The sequence below is a fragment of the Megasphaera sp. DJF_B143 genome (assembly GCF_900320625.1).
In the GTDB taxonomy this organism is placed as follows: domain Bacteria; phylum Bacillota; class Negativicutes; order Veillonellales; family Megasphaeraceae; genus Megasphaera; species Megasphaera hexanoica.
In genome coordinates this window covers 1-7,302 of record NZ_ONTA01000080.1, presented here as the reverse complement: position 1 = coordinate 7,302, position 7,302 = coordinate 1, and the positions used below count along the sequence as shown (strand labels likewise).

Below are 7,302 nucleotides of genomic sequence, written 5' to 3'. Positions count from 1 at the left end.
TTGCTATCGGTCCCTGCGGTGAAGAAATCGAATTTTTCCAGGAAAAATAATCTTTTATATATCCGGACATGCAACAGACGGGCCTGCCATATTTTGACAGGTCCGTCTTCTATTTTGCATCCTATGCTATACATGGAATAAACGGCGATTAATGATGATGGGAAATGGTCGATACGCCTTTGACGCCTTCTTCTTTGGCAGAAACGGCTACTGCAGCACCATCACCGCATTTCATCTGGCGCATACGGGAAAGAATACTGTGCCGGTATCCATATCAGGCATTTGTTATCAGGCAGCTCCATGATTTGCCGGCTCAGGCAACAGGAATGAACAGGCTGAGGCCCCTATCGTGCATGCCGTAATGATTTCCATCGCTGCTATCAGTCCATATATATCAGCAAACCATCCCAGGACGGGAACGAGCATTCCTCCAATACTGAAAGCCAGCCCCATGGTAACGCCCGATGCAAATCCGATGCTGCGTGCCAGGTAGCGCTGTCCCAGGACGACATAAGCCGAATAGGCACCGCTCACGCAGAAACTGAGTGGCAGCAGCAGAGCATAGACCATCCAGATTTGCGTAGAAATCGTGGCCAGTATCATGAGAGGTACAAACAAGATACAACACAGGCGGAGTGTCCATACACAGCCATACCGGTCAGCCAGATTGCCACCCCAGAGCGTCATGACGATACCAGAAAGAGAAAGAACCGACAGGACCAGACTTCCTACCGCTTCCGATGCTCCCAGCATGTTGATACAGAACAGGGGCAAAAAACTAAATAGCGACGAGACGGCAATGGCCCGGAATATGATGACGACCGTAAGCTTGGAAAACTGTCGCCAGTCATTTTTTCCTGTGACAGTACTATCTGGAACGGTTTCCCGGGAAGTCAGAAAAGGAGACACAAGCTGTGCAGCCTGCCGGAGCGATGGAAGAGTCCGTACGAAAAGCAATGACATAATAGCCGCAATGCCGGCAAAAACGACCATGCCATGCATGCCAAACGAAGTGATAACCCCGACGACCAGGAGCGGCCCTACGCCAAATCCCCCGTTGCCACCAACAGAAAAAATTCCCATCGCTTTGCCTTCGTTCCTTCCGGAAACGGCATGAACCAGACGGGCTGCCTCGGGATGAAACATAGAACCTCCGACCCCCATGAGTGCAACGACGGTAAAAATAGCCCAGTAATCTGAAAAAAATCCCGTCAGGGAAAAACAGGCTCCCGACAAAAAGACGCCCGCTACCAGAAACCATGATTGGGACAACTTATCGGACAGGTAACCAAAGACAGGCTGAATGACCGATGACAAAAAGGACGAGGCAAACATGAGCCCACCGACGGCGGCATAATCGAGATCGTAATACAGTACGAGGAACGGCAACAGGGCTGGCAGCGCTCCTCCGCTTAAGTCAGTACAAAAATGGCCAAGCGAAAGCAGATACAAATATCGTTTCATCGTAAGTCTCCTCAATCATAAAATACACTGCGCAGAACATGTCCCCAATGCCGCACTTTATCAGGCTTGTCCGGCCAGTATTCTAAAAGAAGTGGCATGATTTCATAATCGACGATTTCCATGAGCCATTCTTCAGTATATTCCGTCTGACCACAGAAATACCCATGACCGATGCAAAAGCCCCGTCCCAGCCGGGGATCCTCGGAAATCTCTGCATTGAGTTTTTTTATGCGGGTAATCAAGGCCGTAAATGTATCACTATCGAGCTTCTTCATATACTCTTGAAATCCATCAGAATCAAATTCGGGAATCAGTTCAAAAAATCCAAAGCGGCGGCGCAGGATATAATCGCGGATGGAAACCGTATCCGCCATATTCATCATACCGATGATATATATATTTTTCGGTACAGAAAAAGGCATTCCGTTGCAGGAAAGTGTTACAGATGTACCGCGGTATGGTTTTTCAATGAGCATCAGTAATTCGCCAAAAATTTTGCTGATATTCCCCCGGTTGATATCGTCGATAATGAAGAAAAAAGGCTTGTTTGGCATATTGGCGGCCCGCTGGCAGAACCGGTAAAAAATGCCGTACCGGAACACATAGCCTGTATCCTGAGGTTTATACCCTGCCACAAAGTCGTCGTACCCAAAGCTTTCGTGAAAATGGACAAATTCAATGCGGCTGTCATCCCGTTCTCTCATCATCGCATAAGCAATACGCCGTGCCGTGTAGGTCTTACCCACGCCGGGGGCCCCTTGGAGGATGATATTTTGTTTATGCTTCAAAAGAGAAATCAGAGTAGCAAAATGGCCACGGCTCATATAGACTTCCCGGATAAAATCATCATGGGTATAAGGCTTAACCACCCGCTGGTGGTCCACCGGGTTTTCATCACGGATAAGATCCATGATAGACGTATACTCACTTCGGGTCAATTTAAATAAATTTCCCTGGGGATTTTCAAAATATTCCATCCGCCGGAGCTCTGGCACAGCCTGCACTGCCGTATATCCAATAGGATGTACCAGACCTTCCACTTTTTCCAGATAGATATTTTCACCGTCGCTTTCTTTGACAATTTTTCCAATAGCTACAATCTGGCGCACCGGCGATGATTCATAACAAATAAGGAAGTCCCCGCTTCGTGCAGCCAGGAAATTTTCAAAAACGCGCCGCTTATTGCCGTTTTCATTATACAGGGAAAAGCTGCGCGGTTCCCCTATGCCCATAGAAGAAAAGCTCCACAACACGGGGTTGACACTAAACCACCAGGCCGCATGCCTTCCTTCAGGAAGCGATACATGCGCATATAAATTTACCCGCGACAAATCGACCTGTTGCAGGGCCTCTGCCAGTTCATCCCGCAATTTCCAGATATATCCGCCATCGGCATTGTGTTCATCTATCTTTCCCACGTATAAAATAGGCCACCATTTGGCGCTTTCGTCTTCTGTAGTCAGGACGTTGCAATCCGTTTTTTCCGCTACCCGTTTTGCCAGGGAAACAGAACAGAAATTATAAAAATTTTTAGGCTCACCATATTTATTGGCCAACTGCCGGCATGTTGCCATTCCTCCAAAATCGAGGAACCGCCGCATCACTTCCAGGCTGCTTTCCGTAAATACGGCATCATCCTGCAATAAAGCGACCCAGTCCTGAACAGACAATTCCGGGCTGTACCCAATGGGCAGCCAGTCCGGATCGCCACTGCCGATGCCTTTTTTCGAATAAATACGACTGATATACATGCAAAGGTCGACGGTCAGCGTATGGCACGAGGTGTCAGCCCAGCAGTTGTCATGGCGCTGCGCCCTGTACACCGTCTGCAGTTCGCTGTCTTGTTGAATGGCATCACAGATTTCATCAAAAAGGCCATAGGCACCGATGAGATTTCCTGCATGAGCACCGCGGTGAGGCATAAATGAACTATGAAGTTCTTTCGCTACGACACGGCAATCGGAATAATTGTACAGGTAATACCGGTCGGGATAACGGAGCCACAAATACGTACTGATGGCGTTCAATTTCTGATAATGCTGCTTCCAGATGCCTTCCCCATATTCCCGCCGGATATGTTCGGCATCTTCCCGGAACCGTTCTACGCGGACCGCCAGGTCCTTTTTTTCGTCAAAAAGATTGGAAAACATAGCCTTGGTCGCATCCCGGTTGACGGCCGCAAAGCCACGCATAACCCCGCGGGGATAATAATTAACCGACGTAAGCAAATCCTTTGTCCGGGCCGTAGCAGCCGTAAACATTTCTTCAAAATCCCGGGCCGTAAAGTCCCATGCCGTCTGAAAACAGCGCACAGCTTCCCACTTATACTTTTCCAACGGCCAGCGCTGGGGAAAATCCCTTTTATATTCAGTCAGAATGTCCTTCAACTTATCTCTATCGATCATGGCGGTCCCCTTCTTTCTCGTCTGCCAGGGCGGACTTGGATACATACTAGTTGTATTGTACCATGTTTGCCGCGGAAAATAAAAGAAACCGCCCGTGAGGCGGTTTTGTAGTGACCCCCAAAAGTTAGACCTAAAAATCTAACGAATGGGGGTCAGTTCATTTCACTTCCTATGATTTCTCTTTTCTTTTTACGCCTCTTTCCTCTGCTATATAAGGCGGGCGGCCCTTGCTTTCATTATAAATACGGCCGATATATTCCCCCATAATTCCCATGAACATGAGTTGTACGCCGCCGATAAACAAGATGACCGAAATAAGGGACGGATACCCGGCTACATCACCGCCGTATACGAGTGTACGTACGACGATGAAACACATATATAAAGACGCCAGAAAGGCCAGCAGACAGCCTGCAAAAGAAGCCGCCCGCAATGGGGCCGTCGTAAAACTGGTAATGCCATCTACAGCGAGGTTAAAAAGCTGCCAGTAGTTCCATTTCGTTTTGCCCGCGGCCCGGGGCGGACGATCAAAGAGAATTTCTTTCTTTTCAAAACCGATCCAGCTGAAAAGCCCTTTGGTATAGCGCTGACATTCCCGCAGACTGCACAAAGCCAGGACGCAGCGGCGGTCCAGAAGGCGGAAGTCGCCCACATCCTGCTGAACGGGAACGGACGTCAGTTTTTTCAACAATTTATAATATACGTGGCTCGACCATTTTTTGAAAAATGTTTCTCCTTCCCGGCAGCGGCGGCGGGCTGAGACATCACGGTATCCTTTTTCCCACCAGGCAATCATTTCCGGCAGAAGTTCCGGCGGATCCTGTAAATCAGCATCCATGATGACCAGGGCATCGCCATCAGCATAATCCATACCAGCCAGCATAGCCGCTTCCTTTCCAAAGTTACGGGATAGAGAAATATAAGAAACGCGGGCGTCTTTTTCATAAAGCTCCCGGATAATCGATATTGTACGATCGTGGCTGCCGTCGTTGACAAAGATAAAAGTGAACTGGTAATTTTCTATCTGTTCCAGAACCGAGCTGGTCCGTTCATAAAACTGGTGGAGTACTGCTTCTTCATTGTAGCAGGGTACGAGAATGTCTATACGCTTCATGGCAATACGCCCTCTTTCAACGGCCGGTTAATCAATACGGTATAATCCTCTTCTTCCATACGCTGGTATATATTCCCGTCAAGGACACTCAGTGCCTCTTCAAGGTATTTCGGCTGTACTACGACAATGACCGGCTGGCTGCTATGCCAGACATCATACAGTTCCTTACTGCCATAATACATCCCCGTACGATCCGTATGGTGAATGCCGAACTCCAGTTCACCCATAAAATTGGCAGCCGCCACGGGCCGGTCCAGATAATATACCAGCCCCGGAATGAAAGAACCGTACATAATAATCGGCGTATCTTCCGACGGATGCAGAGTCTTAATATCCTGGCTGACCTGATAGGCTGACTGGTGATCATGGATCTGCCCCTGCACCTGATGGGCGCCAAGTCCAAAGCCATAGGCCATACAGCTTAGAATCAGGAAAACAGCAAAGAAACTGCGGCGCTTTTTATAAGACCAGCAGGCTGCCAGCGTACCTGCAAGAAGGGACGCGATGAGCAGGCCGCCATTTTTCAGGAAATCTGGCACAGTCAGGAAATCCGTATGCATGAGATAGGCAATCCCGCCAGCCGTAAATAACAAACAGAGCACGGAGTTTACAAAAAAGCTGTGGCATAGCCAGTCTTTTTCTCTCCGGCACCGTTCCAGTGATGCTGCCAGAAGGACCGATAACGGCAGCCAGCAGGGAAGAATATAGGTCGGCAGTTTGGAATCAGAAATGCTGTAAAAAACGTAAATAAGGCCTGCCCAAAGTCCGAGGAACAAAATATCCTGCCGATGCCGCAGGGTACCCGGCCGGCGCAGGATGCCTTTTTTGCTGAAAAAAGTCAATAAAAACCCGGTCCAGGGCATCGTGCCAGCCAGCAGGACCGGCACAAAATAATACCAGGGATGAAACCGTTCATGCATCTTGGTAGCAAAGCGGAGAAAGTGTTCACGGATAAAGAAAAAGTAAAAAAAGTCAGGATTCCGCTGGCATACCATATAATACCACGGCACAGCGATGACAAGGAACAGCAGGATTCCCGGCAGATAAAACAATTTCAGGAACAGGCGGGGCCGTTTCGTACAAAGGGCATACCAAAAAATAATCCCGCAGGGAAATACGATGGAAATCAGCCCTTTGGTAAGCATGCCGAATCCCATAAATGCATAAAATAGCAGCAGATATTTCTTATTTTCCGTTCTCTCAAATACATAAAAGGTGACCAGGCAGGCATCAATAAAAAAAGTCAGCGCCATGTCGAGGACACCGATGGAAGCGACGATGAGCTGCAATGCTGACGTTGCCAGAATGACGGCCGCCATAACGCCCGTACGACGGTTGTACATTACCCGGGCAAGCCAGAAGGCCAGCAGGACATTCCCCAATCCCGAAAGGGCCGGCAGGACACGTCCCGTAAATTCACGGAAACCAAAGAGTTCCATGGAAAGAGCCGTTATCCAGTACTGAAAGATTGGTTTTTCAAAATACGGCATATAGTCAAAATGAGGCGTAATGTAATCGCCGGAAAGAACCATTTCCATGGCTACCCGGTGATATCTTCCCTCATCTAATTCAATCAGATGATAGGAACCAATATGAGCCAGGTACAGGAAAACCGCAGCAAACAATAAAACAAAAAAAATCAGACGCTGATGACGCCGTATGGCACAATTCATATTCATTTCCTCCCACTGTATCCTATATAGTGACAGTATACAGCTTCTATCTAAACAAAACCTAAACAGGCCTGTAACATTTTTTATATCCCTGATTCCAAAAAAAAGCAGCTGGAACAAAACCGCCCCGCAGGTTGGTTCCGCTTAACAGCCGGCAGAGAAAAACCCTCTATCCAGTATACATGGAATAGAGGGTTTTTACTAGAGCAAAGTACAATAATCAGGAAGCAGAACCGACTTTTTTGTTCATATTGATGCCAATCGGGAAAATGCAGAGTCCGATGGCAAAGGCCATAAAGAGGATAATAGCCCAGTAATACGATCCCGTCAGTGTGACAATCATACCGACGAGAATCGGTACGATGGCGCCGCCGATATTGCCCATAAAGTTCATGGCACCGGCAACAATGCCGACATCATCTTTTTGCGAAATAGCAGCCGGCATCATCCAGAACGTCGCACCAACCCATTTTTCACAGAACATGGCAACAGACATATACACGATAGCCAGCGTCATGGATGTAGCCGTACTGAGAAGATACATGGCGATTGCCATCACGATTCCCAGACCTGCCAGGGCATACTTAACGACTTTGCTGGGGTCATATTTCATGCACATCGTATCAATCATATAGCCGCCAAAGAG

5 protein-coding genes are annotated in these 7,302 nt (G+C 48.2%); all 5 read right to left on the bottom strand.

Annotated elements, in window-relative coordinates:
* Positions 1 to 288: 288 nt before the first annotated feature.
* Positions 289 to 1,464, bottom strand: coding sequence for an MFS transporter (locus tag DBO31_RS02330; protein WP_150824342.1), 1,176 nt, complete (start codon positions 1,462 to 1,464; stop codon positions 289 to 291).
* Between the two features lie 11 nt (positions 1,465 to 1,475).
* Positions 1,476 to 3,869, bottom strand: a complete 2,394-nt coding sequence (locus tag DBO31_RS02325) for an AAA family ATPase (protein ID WP_059076148.1) — start codon at positions 3,867 to 3,869, stop codon at positions 1,476 to 1,478.
* Positions 3,870 to 4,038: 169 nt separating this feature from the next.
* Positions 4,039 to 4,983, bottom strand: a complete 945-nt coding sequence (locus DBO31_RS02320) for a glycosyltransferase family 2 protein (RefSeq protein ID WP_150824341.1) — start codon at positions 4,981 to 4,983, stop codon at positions 4,039 to 4,041.
* The gene (locus DBO31_RS02315) at positions 4,980 to 6,656 is read right to left on the bottom strand and encodes a glycosyltransferase family 39 protein (RefSeq protein ID WP_059076150.1); all 1,677 of its coding nucleotides are present in this window, start codon (positions 6,654 to 6,656) and stop codon (positions 4,980 to 4,982) included. Before DBO31_RS02315 ends, DBO31_RS02320 begins: the two co-directional genes overlap by 4 nt.
* Before the next feature lie 220 nt (positions 6,657 to 6,876).
* A partial coding sequence (locus tag DBO31_RS09240) for a hypothetical protein (protein WP_200817437.1) occupies positions 6,877 to 7,302 on the bottom strand: 426 nt, incomplete at its 5' end.